Annotated in this window: 20 protein-coding genes; 10 read left to right on the top strand and 10 right to left on the bottom strand. The window is 33.2% G+C overall.

The window, feature by feature from the left end:
* Positions 1 to 10: 10 nt before the first annotated feature.
* The 8 genes from BM246_RS03215 (at position 11) to BM246_RS03180 (ending at position 8,736) form a co-directional block, all read left to right on the top strand.
* Positions 11 to 937 carry a PorP/SprF family type IX secretion system membrane protein gene (locus BM246_RS03215; RefSeq protein ID WP_042503499.1) on the top strand — a complete coding sequence of 309 codons (927 nt, stop codon included), beginning with the start codon at positions 11 to 13 and terminating at the stop codon, positions 935 to 937.
* A 91-nt stretch (positions 938 to 1,028) separates the two neighbouring features.
* Positions 1,029 to 2,954 (top strand): OmpA family protein, encoded by a 1,926-nt coding sequence (locus BM246_RS03210; RefSeq protein WP_042501232.1) that lies wholly within the window; start codon positions 1,029 to 1,031, stop codon positions 2,952 to 2,954.
* Positions 2,955 to 3,026: 72 nt separating this feature from the next.
* Positions 3,027 to 4,964, top strand: a complete 1,938-nt coding sequence (locus tag BM246_RS03205; protein WP_074935789.1) for an OmpA family protein — start codon at positions 3,027 to 3,029, stop codon at positions 4,962 to 4,964.
* Between the two features lie 227 nt (positions 4,965 to 5,191).
* Complete coding sequence (locus tag BM246_RS03200; protein ID WP_231961814.1) at positions 5,192 to 5,725, top strand: DUF3124 domain-containing protein; 534 nt, start codon at positions 5,192 to 5,194, stop codon at positions 5,723 to 5,725.
* 50 nt (positions 5,726 to 5,775) lie between these two features.
* Positions 5,776 to 6,321 carry a hypothetical protein gene (locus BM246_RS03195; protein ID WP_074935788.1) on the top strand — a complete coding sequence of 182 codons (546 nt, stop codon included), beginning with the start codon at positions 5,776 to 5,778 and terminating at the stop codon, positions 6,319 to 6,321.
* A gap of 352 nt (positions 6,322 to 6,673) precedes the next feature.
* On the top strand, positions 6,674 to 7,210 hold the full coding sequence (locus BM246_RS03190) for a DUF6933 domain-containing protein (protein ID WP_074935787.1): 537 nt from the start codon (positions 6,674 to 6,676) through the stop codon (positions 7,208 to 7,210).
* Positions 7,211 to 7,490: 280 nt separating this feature from the next.
* On the top strand, positions 7,491 to 7,952 hold the full coding sequence (locus tag BM246_RS03185; RefSeq protein WP_074935786.1) for a hypothetical protein: 462 nt from the start codon (positions 7,491 to 7,493) through the stop codon (positions 7,950 to 7,952).
* 304 nt (positions 7,953 to 8,256) lie between these two features.
* Positions 8,257 to 8,736: a hypothetical protein gene (locus tag BM246_RS03180; RefSeq protein WP_042503486.1), complete on the top strand. Its 480-nt coding sequence runs from the start codon at positions 8,257 to 8,259 to the stop codon at positions 8,734 to 8,736.
* 85 nt (positions 8,737 to 8,821) lie between these two features.
* Here BM246_RS03180 and BM246_RS03175 read toward each other — a convergent pair whose 3' ends face one another.
* The 3 genes from BM246_RS03175 to BM246_RS03165 are packed head-to-tail and all read right to left on the bottom strand — an operon-like array spanning position 8,822 to position 11,447.
* On the bottom strand, positions 8,822 to 10,315 hold the full coding sequence (locus BM246_RS03175) for a YggN family protein (protein WP_074935785.1): 1,494 nt from the start codon (positions 10,313 to 10,315) through the stop codon (positions 8,822 to 8,824).
* 12 nt (positions 10,316 to 10,327) lie between these two features.
* Complete coding sequence (locus BM246_RS03170; RefSeq protein WP_042498783.1) at positions 10,328 to 10,912, bottom strand: hypothetical protein; 585 nt, start codon at positions 10,910 to 10,912, stop codon at positions 10,328 to 10,330.
* Complete coding sequence (locus BM246_RS03165; protein WP_042498780.1) at positions 10,896 to 11,447, bottom strand: RNA polymerase sigma factor; 552 nt, start codon at positions 11,445 to 11,447, stop codon at positions 10,896 to 10,898. The genes BM246_RS03170 and BM246_RS03165 overlap by 17 nt, the downstream gene beginning before the upstream one ends.
* 202 nt (positions 11,448 to 11,649) lie before the next feature.
* Between BM246_RS03165 and BM246_RS03160 the strand changes: the two genes are divergently transcribed.
* Both BM246_RS03160 and meaB read left to right on the top strand, forming a co-directional pair.
* Positions 11,650 to 12,204, top strand: coding sequence for a DUF2911 domain-containing protein (locus BM246_RS03160; RefSeq protein ID WP_042503481.1), 555 nt, complete (start codon positions 11,650 to 11,652; stop codon positions 12,202 to 12,204).
* Between the two features lie 80 nt (positions 12,205 to 12,284).
* Complete coding sequence (meaB, locus tag BM246_RS03155; protein ID WP_042498777.1) at positions 12,285 to 13,370, top strand: methylmalonyl Co-A mutase-associated GTPase MeaB; 1,086 nt, start codon at positions 12,285 to 12,287, stop codon at positions 13,368 to 13,370.
* On the opposite strand, the gene BM246_RS03150 is transcribed toward meaB, so the two are convergent.
* The 7 genes from BM246_RS03150 to BM246_RS03120 all read right to left on the bottom strand — a co-directional run bounded on the left by BM246_RS03150 (position 13,341) and on the right by BM246_RS03120 (position 20,492).
* Entirely contained in the window at positions 13,341 to 13,913 is a 573-nt protein-coding gene (locus BM246_RS03150) for a phosphatase PAP2 family protein (protein ID WP_042503476.1), read from the bottom strand. The two genes, meaB and BM246_RS03150, sit on opposite strands and share 30 nt — an antisense overlap.
* Positions 13,914 to 13,994: 81 nt before the next feature.
* Positions 13,995 to 14,222, bottom strand: coding sequence for a hypothetical protein (locus BM246_RS03145; protein ID WP_042503473.1), 228 nt, complete (start codon positions 14,220 to 14,222; stop codon positions 13,995 to 13,997).
* Positions 14,223 to 14,290: 68 nt separating this feature from the next.
* Positions 14,291 to 15,670, bottom strand: coding sequence for an MATE family efflux transporter (locus tag BM246_RS03140; protein WP_074935784.1), 1,380 nt, complete (start codon positions 15,668 to 15,670; stop codon positions 14,291 to 14,293).
* Positions 15,671 to 15,765: 95 nt separating this feature from the next.
* Entirely contained in the window at positions 15,766 to 16,707 is a 942-nt protein-coding gene (locus tag BM246_RS03135) for an NAD(P)H-dependent flavin oxidoreductase (protein WP_074935783.1), read from the bottom strand.
* Positions 16,707 to 18,362 carry a S8 family serine peptidase gene (locus tag BM246_RS03130; protein ID WP_074935782.1) on the bottom strand — a complete coding sequence of 552 codons (1,656 nt, stop codon included), beginning with the start codon at positions 18,360 to 18,362 and terminating at the stop codon, positions 16,707 to 16,709. Before BM246_RS03130 ends, BM246_RS03135 begins: the two co-directional genes overlap by 1 nt.
* Before the next feature lie 24 nt (positions 18,363 to 18,386).
* Positions 18,387 to 19,574, bottom strand: coding sequence for a tRNA 2-thiouridine(34) synthase MnmA (gene mnmA, locus BM246_RS03125; protein WP_074935781.1), 1,188 nt, complete (start codon positions 19,572 to 19,574; stop codon positions 18,387 to 18,389).
* A gap of 213 nt (positions 19,575 to 19,787) precedes the next feature.
* Positions 19,788 to 20,492, bottom strand: coding sequence for a toxin-antitoxin system YwqK family antitoxin (locus BM246_RS03120; protein ID WP_074935780.1), 705 nt, complete (start codon positions 20,490 to 20,492; stop codon positions 19,788 to 19,790).
* Positions 20,493 to 20,580: the final 88 nt, after the last annotated feature.

Below are 20,580 nucleotides of genomic sequence, written 5' to 3'. Positions count from 1 at the left end.
ATATTAACCTATGAAATTTTTAAAACAAAACATAATAGCTATTGCATTGTTTAGCTGTACAGTTGGAATTGCGCAACAACTACCGCAATTTACCCAGTACATGTACAATACAATCTCTATAAACCCGGCTTATGCAGGTAGTAGAGAAGCATTAAGCATTGTTGGATTGCACAGAAGCCAATGGGTTGGTTTTAAAGGCGGACCAATTACACAAACTTTATCGATACATACACCGTTAAGAAACGATCGTATTGGTTTAGGTTTATCTTTTATTGAAGACGATTTAGGACCCCAGAACTTTTCATATTTATATGCCGATTTCTCATACTCAATCCCCACAGGGAAAAACGGTAAATTGGCATTCGGATTAAAGGGTGGTTTTACACAGTTTAGTTTCGATACCGATTTTAGATTAGAAACCTCTAACCTATCCGATCCATTAATTTTTGGAGCTGAAGATCGATGGACACCAAATATTGGTGCTGGTGTTTACTGGAGTACAGATCGTATTTACGCAGGTTTATCTGCACCGAGAATCCTAAATAATGACATTAACAATAAAAATGACTTCGAAGCCTTAGAGCGTGTTAGTTATTACTTTACTGTTGGTGGTGTTTTAGATATTAGTCAAGATTTTAAGTTCAAACCAGCAGCGTTAATTAAAGCTACCAATGGCGCACCTGTGTCATACGATTTAACTGCTAATTTCCTTTACAAAGAAAAAATATGGTTAGGCGGATCTTATAGAATAAACGAACAAACAGCTGCTATTGGTGGTATTGTAGACTTTCAAGTATCTAGACAATTACGTTTAGGTTATGCTTACGAAAAACCAATTTCAGAAATTGCCGATTATACAACAGGAACACATGAGGTTCTTTTAATTTATGAATTCAAATTCTTGAGCTCTAAATTAAAATCTCCTCGTTATTTCTAAAAAAACTTTACTATGTCTACCAAATGGCATAATAAAAATTTTCAACGCAATCGGCTTAACTAACAAACTAAAAAGAAATAAAACCCTATATATGAAACTAAAAAATTACATATTAGTTTGTATAGCCTTAATATTAAGTATTAATGGTTTTGCTCAACAAGGAAAACAAAAAAGAGCAGATACCCTTTTTAATAAATTTTCGTTCGTTAAGGCTGCTAAAGTATACAGAGAACTTATTCAAAATAATTATAATAGAGATTACGCTACTAGGCAATTAGCAGATTGCTATGCCCTACTTCGTGATCCTAGAAATGCTTCTAGATATTACAAAAGTGTTGTAAAGCAAGATAATGTTCCTGTAGAATATTATTATAAATACGCACAGTCTTTACGTGGTATGAAAAAATACGACGATTCTCGCCAATGGTTACAAACCTTTAAAGATTCTGGTGGCGTTATAAATTCTAACGATTTTTCTAAAGACTTAAACTTTATAACAAGCGTTTTCAATTCAAAACAACAATACTTTTTAGATAAAGTTAGATTCAATTCTAAGTATAGTGATTTTGGTGCTTTTGAAAAAGACGGACAAGTTTATTTCGCTTCAGCAAGAGATGAAGGTGTAGCCGTAAAAAGAGTTTACGGATGGAATGAGCAGCCGTTTTTAGATATCTATGTGGCTCAAGCGGGCACTAGACGTAACGTAAACCATACAGCAAAACTTAAAGGTGATGTAAATTCTATTTATCATGATGGGCCTGTGGTGATTACCAAAGATGGACAAACCATGTACTTCTCTAGAAACAACTACAAAGATCAAGTTGAAGAAAAAGACTCTAAAGGTTTAACCAATATGAAAATTTATAGAGCTAAACTACGTGATAGTCTTTGGACAGATGTTGAAGATTTATCTATTAATAGCGCCGATTTTTCAACACAACATCCTGCTTTAAATAATGATGATACCAAGTTATATTTTGCATCAGATAGACCCGGTGGCTATGGTGGCTCAGATATTTACGTTGTAGATATTAATGCTGACGGTACATTAGGTGAACCTGAAAATGTTGGGCCGGTAATTAATACAGATCAGGCCGATGGTTTTCCATTCATTAATAATGAAGGAACCTTATTCTTCTCTTCTGGAGGTCATGTAGGGTTAGGTTTGTTAGATATTTTTGCAACTATTAAAGGTGAAGATGATCAAGCAGACGAAGTTGTAGATGTTATCAATTTAGGTGTTCCGATTAATTCGAATAAAGATGATTTTTCTTTTAGTATGAATCCTAACGGTATTACGGGTTATTTTGCCTCTAATCGTGTTGGTGGTCGTGGTGACGATGATATTTATGCCTACCACAGAAAACCTGTTCTACATGTAGAAGGTGTAGTTAGCGATGCTATTAACTCTAAACCAATTCCAAATTCAGTTATTCAACTTATAAACTCAAAAGGAGAAAAAGTAGCTTACATGACTACGGATAAAAATGGTTTCTATCAAATCAATATAGACAGAAATCAAGATTATAAAATTATTGCAAGTCAGAAAAAATACATCGACGATTACAGAACATTTACATCTAAACACCTGCAAACCGAGTTAACCTCAATTACAGCCAATTTACTTTTAAACCCTGTACCAGATGTTATAAAGCTAGCGGAATTAAACACCATTTATTTCGATTTCAACAAGCATAACATTCGTCCGGATGCGGCTTTAGAATTAGATAAAATTGTAGATTTAATGTTGAATGTTTATCCAGAAATGGTAATTAGAATTGAATCGCATACCGATTCTAGAGGGCTACTATCTTACAATGATAAACTATCCATAGATAGAGCAAACTCTACTTACGAGTATCTAATTTCTAAAGGTGTAAAACCAGAAAGAATTACAGAGCATCAAGGATTTGGTGAGCGTAGATTAACAAATGGTTGTGAAGATGGGCAAAATTGTGAAGAAAAAGACCACCAGTTAAACAGACGTACACAGTTTATAGTGATAAAAATGGAATAGTAAATACAGCTAATCGCATGTGTTTTACTCTACCTAAAACCTACTTATATTTTTTTAATTAAATATAGACCCATGAAATTAAAAAATTACTGCTTAACAAGTATGTTCTTGCTTGTTTCCATAACGGTGTTCGCACAATATGGCATGCAAAAAAAAGCGGATAAACTATTCAATACATTTGCTTTTGCTGATGCAACAGAGGTATATACTAGGTTAATTGATAAAGATTTTAATACCGATTATGCCACTAGGCAATTGGCCGATACTTATGCTTTTATGAGAAACCCAGACAGTGCTGTGGTATATTATCAAAAAGCTGTAGAACAAGCAAATGTGCCTATAGAATACTATTATAATTATGCACAAGCTTTAAGAGGTGTAAAAGATTATAAAGGGTATCGCCAATGGATGCGTGAGTATAAAGATAAAGGTGGTATTATTAATGAAGCCCAATTAGCAAGCGATAAAGACTTTTTAAAATCTGTAGTAAATGCAAAGCAAAGTTATTTTTTAACCGATGTAAAGTTTAATTCAGAATTTAGCGATTTTGGAGCCGTTGAACATAATGGCAATATTTATTTCACATCTGCTAGAGATAAAGGTGCATTAACAAAACATGTTTACGGTTGGAATAAAGAACCATTTTTAGATATTTATGTTACCGAAAAAGGGACTAACGATTCTTTAATAAATCATAAATCAAAACTAAAAGGTGATATAAATTCTGTTTTTCACGATGGACCTATTACAATTACCAAAGACGGAAAAACCATTTATTTTTCTAGAAATGATTTCAATAAAAATGTCTTAGGTAAAAATACAGAAGGCATTACCAATTTAAAAATATACCGTGCCACGCTTACAGATGGAAAATGGAAAAACTTAGAAGAATTATCTTTTAACGACAGTTCCTACTCTACTGGTCATCCAGCGTTAAATAGCGACGGAACAAAATTATATTTCGCATCAGATAGACCTGGCGGATTTGGTGGATCGGATATTTATTACGTAAATATTAATGCCGATGGCAGCATAGGAGAACCTACAAACGCAGGTGAAATTGTAAACACCAATAAAAACGAAAAATTCCCTTTTGTAAATAGTGAAGATGTATTATTCTTTTCTTCCGATGGACATCAAGGTTTAGGCTTAATGGATATTTTTGCAACCGTTTACAGTAAAGACAAAACCATTACAAACGTTGCTAACTTAGGCGTTCCTGTAAATTCTAGTAAAGACGATTTTTCATTCTTTTTAAATGAAGATGGACTTTCTGGTTACTTCGCATCAAACCGTGAAGGCGGTGTAGGTAGCGATGATATTTATGCATTCGATAAAACACCTCAATTAAAAATAGCCGGTAAATTAACCGATGCCCAAACCAATCTTCCTATAGAAAATGCAACCATTACTCTATTGGATACCGATGGAAAACCTATTGCTTTTGTTGAAACCGATAGCGATGGTAACTACGATATTAATATTGATAGAGATACCGATTACAAACTACAAGTTACTAAAGACGGATATATTGAAGACTCTCGCGATATAACTTCTAAAAATGTAGATAAGAATGTATCAACTATTACCGAAGATTTTGTTCTTAATAAAATACAGGAACCAACACCAACTGTGGAGCCTTATCCAATTGTGGAGTTAGCTCCTATTTACTTCGATTTCGATAAATCTACTATTAGAGATCAAGATACTGATGGGCTAAATAGAATTGTAGATTTAATGCTTAACACGTATCCAGAAATGGCAATCGAAATTGAATCGCATACAGACTCTAGAGGACCTGCGGAATACAACAAAAGGCTCTCTGTTAAACGTGCAAAATCTACTTACAATTACCTCATAGAACATGGGGTGAATAAAGATAGAATTGTGTCCTTTAAAGGTTTGGGAGAAGAACAACTTGTAAACCAATGTGATGGTAGCATTAAATGCTCTAAAGCTCAACACGAACTAAACAGACGTACACAGTTTATTGTTTCTAAAATAAAATAATTTGGCATTTTAAATGCTCTTTTAAAAAAGCACCAATATGTTATTCATTTTGGTGCTTTTCTTTATTTCTGTAAATAAAATTTTACATTCTAAAATATCAATAGATACAATTATTAAAGCCTTTACTTCATTATCTTTGTATATATCACAGCTTAAATAATAGGTTTAAAATTTCTTTAACAGTAAAAAAAGTTTATTTTAAAGTCTTATTTTAAAAGTATAAATTCATGTTAATAAAGTCTTCTATGCATACATCTAAATACCTTCTTATTATTTTTACAGCTTTACTCTTTACAAGTTGTAACAACGAAACTAAAATGAGTTCGGTAAGCACCGAAAATTGGTCGAAACGTAAAGTCTCTAAAACGCTTTCAGATTCCTTAGAATACGGAAAGTCTTACTTGTCTACCTATTCTCAAATTTTTAGTATGTCTGAGCATAAAACACACAATTTAACCACTATGGTTAGTTTAAGAAACACAAGCGATGTAGATACCATTTATGTGCTAAGTGCTAAGTATTTTGATACACACGGTAAACATGTGCGCCCTTACATTGGCCATGCCATCTTTTTAGCGCCTATGGAAACCTGTGAAATTATTATTGATGAAATTGATAACTCTGGAGGTACCGGTTCTAATTTTGTATTTGAATGGAAAACACCTAAAGACTGCCCAGAACCTTTATTTGAAGCAATTATGAATTCTACTGTAGGCCAACAAGGCTTATCATTTGCAACGCAAGCAAGAAGGATTAAATAATACTAGGAAAATTTATTGAGATATAAGCTTATCCCTAAGTTGGCAACAATATGGAAAGACTCAAACGAAATTGGAAATGGTTAGTTGGGATTGGAATTTTCCTTCTCATCTATAAAATTCTTGTTCCTTACCAATATAATTTCTATTTAGAAAGAGATTTGATTGACTTTGAGCTGACTGATACGCTAATCGTTATCGGAATTGTATTTTTGATTTCTGTTTTCGTTTTTTACAGGTTTTTATCAATCGAAAATGAAATAACGCTTAGAATAATGAAGACTTTCGCTTTTTCTGTATTTATGGGATTTGTATATTTTATTTGGATTCAAAGCATCATAATTACTTCTGGATTATTTATAAACCGAATGACCAATACTGATACCGTGACGGAACGTTTTGAAATCACTTACGTTATGAAAAATGGAGAAGTCGGAATTAGGTCATTAGAAGACCAATATTTTGAAAGAACTGAAAAAAAGTTTGCAGAATCTGACCTGAATAAAATAAAAGAAGGAGACACAATAAAGATAGGTTTTCAGAAAGGTATTTTTGGAAAAAAGTATTTGAACTCCGGAAAAATAAATATTGTGGAATAAAATACTATTGTCAACACAGTATAAAAATAATTGCTGTTTTAGGCTTAACTAAAGGTCATTGCATTTTTGTCATACATAAACGTTGCCAAATATAAATAAGACTTAGTGTAAAGGATGTCCCTTATCATACATTAAGTACTGATAAATATTTTACTTAAAACTTTTACCCTAAAGTAGCTTGTTATTTTCTACCATCTCTTAGTATACCTTTGTCGGACCATGTAGTGTTTTGATTAGTAACCCAACGTATATTATTTGTAACTTTGCTTACCCAAACGAATTGAAATGCACTTGATTACTTCTAAGCGGTGCAGTACGAGTTTGAGATAAATGATAATTTGAAATTTAAATAATGGCAATAATATACTGTACCCAAAAATTTGAAACTGTAGTTGGTAAATCACGTATAGTTAAATCGGATAAATCTTCTCCTCTTGGTAACTGGAACGCTAATGTGTTTACGGTTAGCAGGAAAAACTGTGTAATACTAATGAATGATGTTTCTTATTATTCTGTACTTTTAATTGATTTTAAAAAAAAGGATTTATTGAATTTCCATGAAGTATTTGCTGAGCGCTTTTTTAAGCAATTGGAAAATGATGAGATAAGCTTTCCATCTAAATTTACAGATAAAATTACGAAAGAGTTACAGCCTGTTTTTTTAACTACCAATAATAATAGAAAGGTATTGGGTGCTATACAGGATGCCACCCTTGATATGAAGAGATATATTACCGAAGACTATAGTGACAATATTGATGATATAGACGTGGGCGAATTGAATTCCAATATTAATGAAAAGATTTTAAGCGTTCTTGGTAAAAAGAAACGTGGTTATGGGTATCCTAATGATGCAATGCAGGAATTGTTGAATAAGTTTTGCAAGTAGCAGATTGGTATTGAGTTTTAAATCTCGTTTATAAAAAAGTAATAGCGCTCATTTCTATAGTTTCGATCCTGCTTGGTTGTGTGTTGCTGTAAAGAGAGAAATAATCTCTAATTAAAAAATAAAACATTTGCAACAATGTATAAAAATAATTACTAGATTTTGGGCTTAACCAAAGGTAATTGCAAGTTTATTACGTCTGATTTTCCTGCGGAAAATCCTCGCATACAGCACAATTTTATACATAAACGCTAATACTAGTAACATACCCAAAAAATAATATATGAATATAATTGATTCTCTTTTTGGAAAAAAAAAGACTTTTAAACATCCTACAATTGGAGTTTTGAAAAGTCAAAGAATTAGAGGTGTTAATCCTGCTAAAAGTTATACTTGGCATGGTAATATATTCTTAAAGAACCAACTACTTGAAACAATAATTATTTTAGAAGGAAATAATACAAGTCCTTTTCCTAATCACCTAGATTTTATTAGTCAATTAGTGACGAATTGGGAAAATGAGTATTTACCTAAAATTGAAAATAAAATTAACGCTAGCGGAATTGATAATATTGCAAAATATTCTAATTGGAAAAATGAGTTTTATTTATCTGCTATCTATCCAATGCATGATAAAAGCTCTGAATTTGAATTAACATTAGAACCAATAGATAAGAAGAAAACTGATTCTTTAGGAATAGAAATTAAAAATAACATTATTACAAAAATTGAAAAATATGAGTAATAATAAAAGACAGCTAGTTTTATACTAATAAATATGAGTTTCTTTACTTATTGGCTTTTGAAATTCCTTATGAAAATCCTATCATACAAAAACACACTATTCTTACATATAAACACTAAAACCAACCTCCAACCTCTCCCCAACTCTCATTTTTAACCCAAAAAAACAAATAAAGACCGCTTACGCAATATTTCTTTAAATATAATTCGAAATTTCACGTTATTGCAGTGCATTTAATATGTAGACAAAGCATGGTCTTTTTAATATGAAAGGCCGTATATCAATAACAAATACTATTTAAACTATGAAAAAATTATTTTTATTATCAATTACATTATTAGGTTTTACATTTGCCTCTAGCGCACAAAATATTGCAGATAACGCTTTAGGGTTACGTCTTGGAGATAGTGATGGTTTAGGAGCTGAAATTACTTACCAACGTGCTCTAGGTGATAACAATAGAATTGAAGCTGATTTAGGTTGGAGAAACGGAAACGATTACAGCGCTTTTAAATTAGCAGGTTTATACCAATGGGTATGGAATATCGACGGAGGATTTAACTGGTATGCTGGTGCTGGTGCAGGTTTAGCATCATACTCTGGAAGAAATGATAATAACTTAGATGATGATTTCGGATTTTTTGCTGCTGGAGATGTTGGTATTGAATACGATTTTGATATTCCGTTATTAATTTCTTTAGATTTTAGACCAGAAATTGGGAACAATCGTTTTACAGACAATACACTTTTTGATATCGCATTAAGTTTAAGATACCAATTCTAATACATTTAGATATCAATAATAAAATTTAAGCGTCTTTTTTAAGGCGCTTTTTTTATGCTGAAAAATTAAGGTTAATTATATCAACCTACTCCATTTCAACATTACTATACTTTGCATTTATAATAATACTTTTTCCGCTAGATCCGCTTTTAGAAAAAGAAGACGACGATTGATTTTTAGCCGATTGATTTGGATGCGAGAATTTAGAATAACTTCCCTTATATTGCACGTTAGCATCTACACTTGGTAATTTTATAAAGGCATTACTATTTTGAAGAATAATGTTTAAATTACTAAAACTATCTTCTATTTTAGAAATGTTTAAATCACCAATATTTCCATCAATTATAGCGCTACCGCTTAATTTATCGATATCGATATTAGATGATGTGGCATTTAAAACTAACTGCTTTACCTCTTTTATTTCTGCATTGTTTACGTAATTTAAATTCAGTTCTCCTAAATTCCAGAATTCTACATTAACCGGCGAATAAGAAGCATTAATGGAAGTAGAACTCCCATTAACACTATATGCTGTAAATTTTGAATGTGATAAATTAGCTTTTAAATCGCTAACATTAGAAGCAAATTCTACTTCACCATATTTAATATTAACCTTTAACTTGGCGTGGTTTGGCATTTTTATTTTAATGGTTTTCTTAATATTAGAATCACCATGCCCTTTCATTAATTTTTCAACTTCTTTCTGGCGGTTTTTCATTAAAGTTGCACGTTCTTCATGGCGTTCTCTATTAGCCTCTGCACGTTTACTTTGTGCTTCAACACGATTGGCTTGCGCCTCAATACGCTCTGCTTGTGCTTCCATTTGCGCTCCAAAACGTTCTCCCCATGCTTCCATTTTCTCTTCAAAATCACCTTCATTAAATCGTTCTTCAAAAGCTTCTCCCCAGGCTTCCATACGCTTGCCAAACTTCTCTCCCCATTCTTCTCCAAATTTTTCGCCCCAAGCTTCCATTTTAGCTTCAAAATCTTTTCCGTAAGTGGCTTCAAATTTCTCTTCATACTTTTTTAGATACTTTTCACCATCCTTTTTATAGGCTTCATAATCAAACTCCATAGCATGTGCGCCTGCAGGAAGTTCTGGTAACTGTGGCATTTCTGGCATAGCAGGAATTTCAGGCACGTCAACGGTTAACCCGTTCATGATAGCTTGAGGTAAATCGGCCAATTCGTATTTTAATTCGTCAAAAATTATGGTTAATAAATCGCCATCGCTATCATTGTTCTTTTCAACCCAAACCACATTAGGCTTTGATTTATTTGTACTTATCGAAACCTTATCAAAAGTGGCATCAACATCAACATCCCAAGATTTTAAAACACTTTCAAGCGCCTCTTTCGATATTTTTTCACCTTCAACATAAGCTTCAATTTCAATGGTGTTTTTATTCCATGTATCGAAAACAACATTACAATGGCTTGTATTTAAATCGATAACTACATCTTTATTTACCTTAATACTTTGCTCTAGTTTTGTTAACTTTTGTTGTCCAAAAGCACTTGCCGTTAAAACAAAACTCAGTATTAATAATTTGATTTTTATGATTGTACTATTCATTTTTTGATTGATTTAGATTGATTGTTCTTTTTCTGATAAAGCATCAGATGATTTTAATTCTTTTAATTGTGTGCGTAATCGATACATTAAATTTAATCTGAATTTTAAATTATCTATTAATGCATTCACTGTTAATTCCGATGGCCCAGACTCTGTCAGATCCAACGATAATCGCTTGTATTCCTTATCCAATTCGTCTAACTGCGCCAAATACCCATCGAATAATTCTTTGGTTTCTGGCGTGTATTTCATTTTAGATAATTCTAAATTAATACTCGCTAAATAATAGTCTTCCACTTTTTTAAGCCCCGGAGATACATCACCTAAAGTTTTTGTTTCCGTTACCTTAGTAGCTGCAACGGTCTCAATAGTTTCGATGGTTTCAATGTCTCCTTCAAAAAAGGAATAAGCACCAAAACTTAAACCTAAAAACACAACAGCACTAGCTGCAATTTGCATCCAGCCCAAACCAGATTTTTTAGGAGCTTCAGGTAAAGCCTTATCCAATTTTTCAAGAAAACGCGCTTCATGCTTGGTTGGCATTTCATCATGTACAACCTTTTCATTCTTAAATAAGTCTCTAATATCTTGTGCCATTATTTTTGTGTATTAACAGTTCTTGTAATTTTAATTTTCCCCGCGATAGTTGCGTTCTCGATGCTACTTGTGTTATGTTCAAAATTTCCGATATTTCCTGATGGTCGTATCCTTCAATTAAATATAACATCACCACATATTGATATTTTTGTGATAATTTATTAATAGCCTCTTTTACATCATGCAACGTTACCGCATCGTCAACTAACCATTTGTCGTCTTTTGTAGTATCAATCACTTTCAGGTGCACCTCTTCTAGTTCCACAAGTTCTTGCTTTCTAGATTTCAAGAAATCGATACTTTTATTAACAACAATACGTTTTAACCAAGCTCCAAAAGTAACTTCTGCTTTATACTGATCCAGTTTTGTAAATGCTTTTATAAAAGCTTCCTGCACCACATCTTCGGCATCGTTAGCATCTTTTAAAAATCGTTTAGCAACAATATACATCCCGTCGCAGTACTGGTTGTATAACTGCAATTGCGCTTTCCGATTGTTTTGTTTACATTTTTCGATAATGTCAACTTGAAACATACTAATTTTGCTTTTGGTTGGTTAGGCCAATTTATCATTATATTGGCTTAGGTTCGTTTAAAAGACGACAAAAAAAACAAAGTGTTGCAAAAACTATTAAATTTTACTTAAAATATACCAAAATTGTGCAAATGTGCGTTAGGTTTTTTAGTAATCAATACTTTTTAAAGTATCTTTATTGCCTTAATAAATTGCTCCGTAAATGAACACCTTTTTAAAACGCGTTTTAATATCCTTAACTGTAATAGCTTTAGGATTATTTTTATATTCCACTTTCGTTGAAAACATATTTGCTCCTCGATTAAGTCCAAAAGACACCGTGAAGTTTGAGTTAAACGACTTAGAGCTTAAGGTGTTTTACAATCGCCCATCTAAGAAAAACCGTGTAATATTTGGAGCTTTAGTGCCTTTTGATAAAGTATGGAGAACGGGTGCCAACGAAGCGACAACTTTTGAAACCAATAAACCTCTAGAAGTTAAGGGTATGCCATTACCTGCTGGAAAATACACCTTATGGACTGTACCAAAAGATTCTGTTTGGACCGTAATTTTTAACACTAAGCAATATTCTTGGGGTGTCGATTCTGAAATGAAACCGATGTGGGATCCTAATTATGATGCTTTAAGCATTGAGGTTCCTGTTAGAGATTTAAAGAAACCTGTAGAACAGTTTACCATTGCTTTTGATAACTCTACAGACGATTTATTTTTAACCATGGCTTGGGATGTTGTAAAAGTGTCTGTGCCTTTAAAATAATTTCACTAAAAAATTCTTCTAAAGAAAATCAAAATACGCTATTGAATAAATTTGTAAATTGAAGTTCCAAAAGGATTATTTTGACTAAAAAAAACAAATCGGCGCTTTCTGAACATACAGGGATTTCTTCTCCAGAAATTACAAGTTCTAATGCCATTGAAACTCTCAAAGCGAAGCGCAAAGCCCGAATTGACACCAACACTTTAGTTTCTTCTATTCTCAATAAAAACATAGCGGCTTTAAGTCGTGCTATTACTTTAGTTGAAAGTGAAAACCATAAACATTTAGAACAGGCTAACACCATAATAAAAGCGTGTTTACCACATGCCAACAAATCTATTAGAATAGGCATTACAGGTGTTCCTGGTGTTGGAAAAAGTACATTTATTGAAGCCTTTGGAAAACATTTAACATCGCAAGGTAAACGCATTGCCATACTTGCTATAGACCCAACAAGTTCCATTACAAAAGGTAGTATTTTAGGTGATAAAACACGAATGGAAACTTTGGCCAAAGATGAAAATGCCTTTATTCGTCCATCGGCTTCCGGAACCTCTTTAGGTGGTGTTGCCAGAAAAACTAGAGAAAGTATTATTTTATGCGAAGCCGCAGGATTTGATGTGATTTTAATTGAAACTCTTGGCGTGGGACAAAGTGAAACCACTGTACATAGCATGATTGATTTTTTCTTACTACTGAAATTGGCTGGTGCTGGCGATGAACTTCAAGGAATAAAACGCGGTATTATTGAAATGGCAGATGCTATTGCCATTAATAAAGCCGATGGAGAGAACCTGAAACAAGCTAAACTAGCCAAGGTTGAATTTAATAGAGCACTTCACCTCTATCCGCCTAAACCATCGCAATGGTCTCCAAAAGTGATGCTTTGCAGTGCATTACAAAATGAAGGCATTAAGGATATTTGGAAATTAATTTTAGAATATAAAACTAAAACTACCGAGAATAATTATTTTGAAACCAATAGAACGAAGCAAAATAAATTCTGGCTTATTCAAACGATAGAAAATGAATTGAAACGGTCCTTCTTCAATAAAAAAGAAATAAAAGAAGCACTCGAAGCACAATTAAAATTAATTGAAACCAACAAAACAACGCCTTTTGCTGCAGCAGACTATCTACTCAGTCTTAACAAATCGCTTCAATAAATACTTAGCTATATTATAAAATAACACTCCAGAGATTGCTCCAAAAGTTAATCCGCATAAGATATCCAACGGATAATGTACGCCCACATATATTCTGCTAAATGCAACAATAAGACTCCAAGACACCATTATATAAATTAAATTTTTATAAAATGGTCTTAATGTTAAACCTGCAAAAACAGCTGCAGCCATAGTGTTAGATGCGTGCCCAGAGAAAAACCCATATTTACCACAGCGCACTGCAATAAAACGAACTCTATCTACCAAATCTGCCGCACCACAAGGTCTTGGTCTTTGAAAACCACGTTTGAATACATTAGTAATTTGATCGGTAAAGGTTACCATTAAAGCAATAACCACCACGAAAATTAATAGCGATTTTAAACCAAACTTTTTATAAAGTAAATACAACAAAACAGCGTACAATGGTATAAAAGTAAGCTTATCTGTAATAGCCAACCACAAGCCGTCCCAAGGTTCGGAACCCAAATTATTTAAAAATACAAATAACTCGGTGTCGTTTTTTAAAAGCTGATCTATCATTACTGTTTTATTTTAGCATTAGCCCAAGGCCTCTGTTTTACTCGTTAATTATTATTTCCTGTAAGGCATTATAAAAACAAATTACTCGTCGTATTTAGCAACCTCTGCATCATAAAAAGCAGTAGCTTCCTTAATTGCATTTTCTGTTTCTGTTTCTAATTCTTCTTGATCATCAGCATCGAAATCTTCAAACCATTCAACTTCATCATCTTCAAGGTTAATTATAAATCTTGGAAATTCAGTATGAATAACAAAAATAGCGTTTGGAAACTCTGTGTTATCCCCTAATATAAATTTTGGTAATGTCATGTTTTCTTTTTTTGTTAATTACTAGTTTTTAGTAACAGACTAAATATTATAAATTGCTTACTTCCTTACTACTCGACGTTCGACAAAATTAATCTTTTTGTTAAATAATTGAACCTTATATACAACAAAATAGAAGCCGATGTTAAACCAGCTAATAAGCCCAGCCAAATCCCGAAACTTCCATAAGCATCTTCCGATCCAAAAAACCAACTTATAGGAAAGCCAATAATCCAATACGAAATGAATACTAAAACCATCGGGATTTTTACATCTTGTAAACCTCTCAATGCCCCAAGAAAAACCACTTGTATACTATCACTTATTTGGAAAATAGCTGCCGCAACCATTAATTTGGATGCTATGCTAACCACCTCTGTATTATCGGCTAAGTTTTTAAGGTCTCCTAAATCTACGTACAGTCTTGGTAAATAGTCGTGCAACAAGAAAAACATAACCGCAAAACCAAAGGCAATTATAACGCCTAACAAAAATATAGAATAGGCAATACGACGTAAATCTATATATTTTTTTAAACCTTTTTGATTTCCAACACGAACCATACAAGCCACACTTAATCCCATGGCTACCATAAAGGTCATGGACGATAAGTTTAATGCTATTTGATTAGCTGCTTGTGGATTTTTACCTAACAAACCACTTAACCATATCGCTGAAGTAAAAATAGCCACTTCAAAAAACATTTGCATGGCGCTTGGAGTGCCTAAATTTATAATTTTTTTCAGCATTAATTTATCAAGTACAAACAACTTGATATTTGTAACGTATTCTTTAGATTTTTTTCGTCCTTTTAATAAATACCACAAGTACCAAACCATTACAAAACGAGATACTAAAGTTCCATAAGCCGCACCAACAATACCCATTTCTGGGAAACCAAACTTTCCGAAAATTAATAAATAGTTTAAAACTACATTTATAACATTACTTAAAATAGTAGCGTACATAGGGAATTTAGTTAATGATAATCCATCGCTAAATTGTTTAAAAGCTTGAAATATAATTAACGGAATAAGTGAAAATGCCACTAAATCTAAATAAGGAATTGCTAATTCCACAACCTCTATAGGTTGTTTCATTAAATACATTAACGGCTTTGCAAAAACCACCGCCAAAAACAACAATATTCCTAAAACGGTACATAAAAATAAGCCGTGTTTAAAAGATGATTTTCCTTTACCAAAATTTCCTTCAGCATCGGCCTCTGCTACCAATGGCGTAATGGCCGTAGAAAAACCAATACCTAAAGACATGGCAATAAACATAAAACTATTCCCCAATGAAACAGCTGCAAGTTCGGCTGTACCTAATTGGCCAACCATAATATTATCTATAAAACTTACAAAAGTATGGCCTAACATGCCTAACATAACGGGAGCTGCAAGCTGCCAGTTATATTTAAATTCTTTGGTGTAGTCGGTTAATTGCATTTGGCAAAAGTAAACTTATGCTTTGTTTAAAGCAATTTTGTGTTCTTAATTTAAGAGGAAATATTTAAGTTTATTTATTGGTGAAATTATGAGTTTTAAAGTTGAGAAACATCACGCTTTGCATCTTCAAATTCAGTGATGATTTCCGTAACAATGTCTGCCACAGGTTTTATTGAATGAATAATACCTGCAATCTGCCCGATTTCTAGTTCACCATCATCCAAATCACCTTCAAACATACCCTTTTTGGCACGTCCGCGACCAAGTAATTCTTTTAATTGATCTACACTTGGAGCTGTTTTGTATAAATCTTGTACCTCATTAAAAAAGACGTTTTTTACTAAACGTACTGGCGCTAATTCTTTTAACGTTAACTGCGTATCACCTTCTTTAGCATCAACAACCACTTGTTTAAAGTTAGCATGTGCAGAACTTTCTGTACTAGCAACAAACCGACTCCCAATTTGAACACCATCTGCTCCTAAAACCATAGTGGCCAACATGGCTTTACCTGTTGCGATTCCGCCTGCGGCAATTAGTGGTATGGTTATTTTTTCCTTAACCATTGGTATTAATGTCAAGGAGGTTGTTTCATCCCGTCCGTTATGTCCACCAGCTTCAAAACCTTCGGCAACAACGGCATCTACACCAGCTTCTTGAGCTTTTAAAGCGAACTTTACAGAACTCACCACGTGCACAACAGTAATACCTCTATCTTGTAACCAAGAGGTCCAAGTTTTTGGATTTCCTGCAGAAGTAAACACAATTTTAACACCTTCTTCAACTATAATATTCATGATTTCCTCAATGTTAGGGTATAACATTGGGACATTTACTCCAAAAGGTTTATTTGTTGCTTTTTTACATTTTTGGATATGTTCACGTAACACCTCAGGATACATCGATCCTGCTCCAATTAATCCTAAAATATCAGCATTACTAGCAGCTGAAGCTAATCTCCAACCACTATTCCAAATCATTCCTGCTTGAATAATTGGGTATTTAATTCCAAAAAGTTCGGTAATTCTATTTGCCATTATTCTTTTATAAGTCTAAAGGTATCAATTCCATTTACAGTTTCAAGCCTAACAACATAAAGGCCTTTGGCCAATTCTGAAGTATTGATCCAATTATTTTCATTTGAAACTTGATACGTATTAATCTTTTTTCCTGAAACATCAAAGAGATTTAATGTTGCAAAATCATCGGTAGGAAGGCTCACAAACAAACGCGCATTCATTGGGTTAGGATACAGCGTAATTTTATCGTTCATACTGGCATTTGTAGTATCAAGCGCATAGATATTTGACAAAGCTTTCTCTAAATCTGGAATACCATAACCTAAATAAAAATCAGGGTTATTGTATTGTGATGCTGATTCTCTAACCAAATCCATAATTTCAGAATTGGTTAAACTTGGGTAAGCTTGCCACAAGCATGCAATACCACCAGCCAAAATTGGCGCACTAAAAGATGTACCGCTATTGGTGATAATATTATCAAATTCATTAATTAAATAACTACTAGCGCCTTGTGCCACAACATCGGGTTTTAGAGTAGGTTGATAGGTCGTACCTATGGAACTAAAAATGGCATAATCACCATTAGAATCAACAGCTCCAATAGTTAAAACATTTGGAGAATCTGCCGGCGCACCAACACTAGCTCCCCAAGCATTTCCTGCCGATGTTACTAAGAGCATTCCTTTTTCAAAAGCAATATTAGCTCCTTTTGTAATGTATGCTGTTTGCCCATCCATATCCGATGGCTCGTAATCGTACTTAGTTCCTGGATCAAAATCATCATACCCTAAAGAGGTATTTATAATATCTACCCCTAAACTATCTGCACGTTCAGCAGCTTCCACCCAATAACTTTCTTCTACTGGGTTTTCATCATTATTATCTTCAGTAATAAATAGATAATATGATGCATTGGGCGCTGTACCAACGTAATTTTTAGTTGCAGTGTCAATATATCCGGCCATAGCACTTAAAACCAAAGTCCCGTGATTTGTAGATGTATTGGTGTAAACATCATCATCACGGTTTACAAAATCGTAATCGTCAAGTAGTTTTCCATTATTTCGAAGTGCTTCAAACGAACTCATGGTATTAACATTTGGAAATCCTCCATCCATTATGGCAACTGTCATCCCTTCACCTGTAAAACCTGTTTGATGTAACACATCGCCATTAATCATTTTAATCTGATTATTTTGGTTGGCATTACCGTAATTATAATCGGTTAAAATAGTTTCGAACTTATACCTTCGTTTTTCATTGGTCGATTTCTCTAAAGCGCCTTGAGATCTATCTGCAAAAACAATTTTACTTATAAATGTTCTTTTAGGCTCAATCAAGTTATTTTGATTGATAAATAAGTTTTCAATAGCTGTTTTTTCACCACGAACATGTACAGCATTGAACCATTTAGATTTCGCTAAAACGGATATGCCGTCAGCATTTTTAATAGCTGTAATATAGTCTTCGTTTACAGGTACATCGCGTGCATCTATAGACACACCATGCCTAGCCTTTCTATCCAGTGCTTTTTGAGTAAGCATAGTTAACGGATTGGCAATAAAAGTGGTTTCATTTTCTTTATCTGCCAAATACACCCAAGCATCTTCTTGGGAAAATAAATGACATGAAAAAGCGAATAAACTGAGGGAAAGTATAATTTTTTTCAATGTAATAGATTTAGATGCACTAAGTTACGAAATAACTCCGGAACCAAGTAACTCATCTTCAAAATACCATGCTACAAATTGTCCCTCCGTAATAGCCGATTGCGGATTCTCGAATTCTACATACATACCCAATTCTACTTTATGTAAAGTAGCTTTTTCTAAAGCTTGGCGATAGCGTATTCTAGCTAGTACTTCCATGGTTTCCCCATTCGCGATAGCTAAATCTTCTCGCACCCAATGTAACTCATCATTGGTTACAAAAAGAGCCCTTTTAAATAATCCCGGATGTGCTTTTCCTTGACCTGTGTAAATTACATTTTCATTTACATCTGTATCAATTACAAATAAAGGCTCGATAGTACCACCAACACCTAAACCTTTTCGTTGACCTTTTGTAAAATAATGCGCACCCTGATGCTTACCTACTATTTTTCCTAAATCAACTTTATAATCAATTTTACGAGATGAATAGGCCAATTTTTCTTCTTCGGAAGCAAAACTCTGCTCTGTTTCCTTATATATATCAAGATCATTAGAAATCTCAACAATAACACCTTCTTTTGGTTTTAGCTGTTGCTGAAGGAAATCGGGTAATTTTACCTTCCCAATAAAACAAAGTCCTTGAGAATCTTTTTTCTCTGCAGTAACTAAATCTAAACTCATAGCAATTTCGCGCACTTCTGGCTTAGTTAATTCCCCTATAGGAAACAGTGATTTTGCAAGTTGCTCTTGTGATAACTGACATAAGAAATAAGATTGATCCTTATTTCCATCGACACCTGCTAATAATTGATAAACAGATTCATCATCTTTTTCAAGTGTTCCTTTACGGCAATAATGCCCTGTAGCAACATAATCTGCACCTAAATCTAGAGCGATTTTCATGAAAACATCAAACTTAATCTCTCTATTACAAAGTACATCAGGATTTGGCGTACGTCCTTTTTCATATTCATTGAACATGTAATCTACAATACGCTCCTTATATTCTTCACTTAAATCTACCGTTTGAAAAGGAATACCAAGCTTTTCGGCAACCAACATTGCATCATTACTATCATCTAGCCACGGACATTCATTTGATATGGTAACCGTATCATCGTGCCAGTTTTTCATAAATAGTCCGATAACTTCATAACCTTGCTCCTGTAATAAATATGCAGCAACACTAGAATCTACACCTCCCGAAAGTCCAATTACAACTCGTTTCATGCTTTATATAATAAAATATATGTACCGATAATCTAGATATAACCTAGAAAAACCAGCAAATACATTGTTTTAATTAATGGTTTGTTGTCTAAAAAAATTAGTTTACAAAGGTAGGTATTATGGATTGTATTTAAATTGAATTTCGATAGTAAATAACTATCCTATTTATAAGTAAAACACATACAGTTTGTAAGCCTAAAAAGAGCAAGCGTATTATTGTTTTTTAATGTACTTTGGCACGTATGTAAAATCTTTTTCGGTTGTTAGTTTGCCGTTTTCGTAGTATTTCCAAACGCCATGTTTTTTATCGCGTTTGTATTGGCCATCGATAAGTAATTCGCCTTTGCCATTATAAATTTTTGCTGGTCCATGAATTTCGCCATTTTCATAAACATAAGATTTTAAAACCACCTTATTTTCTGAATACCAAAACGATTCGCCATGAAGTTTTCCGGCTTTATAGTTCTCTCTTTGGGCTATTTCTCCATTTTTATAATACACCAAACGTTCGCCAATTAACGCACCAGCATTATCAAAGTGTTCTAAAATGAGTAGATTATTATTACTTTTTTGATAGTATTTCCAGGTGCCAATATAGGTTTTACCATCCATTTCACCTTCACTAATTACTTTTCCGTTTGAGGCTAAAAACACCACTTTAGCAATGTTATTATTTTTATTAAACAATTTTGTTGCAGATAATACTGCTTTACCTCTAACGTTTTTATAAAACTTGAATTCACCTACTTCTTTACCATGTAGAAAAGTGCCTTGATAACGAATTACATCGGTATTATCGAAGTTTTTCTTCCAAACGCCATCTCGTTTTCCTGCATTATCCAATTGATTAATACTTTGCGCAGAAAGAATTAACGTGGAAACAAAAAATAGTAAGGTTGATAATTTTATTAATTTCATAAGGAAAATCTTGTTGTATGTAGATTGTAAAACAATTTGAAAACGAAATTATTGTTTTCAAATTGTTTTAAGCAAATACATTGCCAAA

This window comes from Algibacter lectus (genome assembly GCF_900112395.1).
Lineage (GTDB): Bacteria > Bacteroidota > Bacteroidia > Flavobacteriales > Flavobacteriaceae > Algibacter > Algibacter lectus.
The sequence above is the reverse complement of the archived record's forward strand: the minus strand, read 5'-3'. Positions and strand labels throughout refer to the sequence as shown.